The 796-nt window shown below is 39.6% G+C and carries 1 pseudogene; it reads left to right on the forward strand.

The features are described 5' to 3' along the window. Positions 1-78 precede the first annotated feature (78 nt). A pseudogene (locus ACEYW6_RS36500) lies at positions 79-796 on the forward strand (RNA-guided endonuclease TnpB family protein); the annotation flags it as partial.

The raw sequence follows: 796 nt of genomic DNA on the forward strand, positions 1-796 counted from the left end.
TGAGTTTTTGCCAAATAAATCTTTGATACAACACGACTATTTTGATGTATTATGTTCATCTGTGATTATGTCGAAGTCATGGAACAAGTGCTGACACTAGTTTGCAAACTCAACCCCTCCGAAAAACAAGTAGAAGAAATCGAACTGGTATTAAAGGCTTTTGCTGATGCGTGTAACTACGCCAATCAGAAAGTTAAGCCCCAGATAACCAGTAAGATGACTATTCAAAATCTGGTTTATAACGAGATTCGCGCTTTGTTTGGATTGAGTGCAAATTTAGCTGTTCGTGCTTGCGCCAGGGTTGGAGCTAATCGTAAAACTGCCAAACTTAAAGACAAGCAAGTTTTAACATTTAAGCCAACATCGGCTGATTATGATGCCAGAATTTTCTCATTTAGAGAGAAAGACTGGACTGTTAGTTTGACTTTAATGAACGGCAGGGAACACATCAAAATTGATGCTGGTAACTATCAAAGAGGTAAATTAAAAGGTAGAAAGCCAACATCAGCACAGTTATGCAAACATCGTGACGGTAACTACTACATCCATATCCAAATTAAAGACGAAGCACCATTACCAATCAAATCTAATAACGTAATTGGTGTTGATTTTGGTCGTCGTGACATTGCTGTAACTAGCAATGGTGATAAATGGGATGGAAAACAAATCAGCGATGTTAGGGATAAGTTTTCTAGAGTGAGAAGTTCTCTCCAGCATATTGCCACGAAAGGCACAAGGTCTACTCGCCGCAGGGCAAGACAGATTTTGCAACGGTTGTCGGGGAAGGAGAGAAGAT

This window comes from Nostoc sp. UIC 10607 (assembly GCF_047228265.1).
GTDB lineage: Bacteria > Cyanobacteriota > Cyanobacteriia > Cyanobacteriales > Nostocaceae > Nostoc > Nostoc foliaceum_A.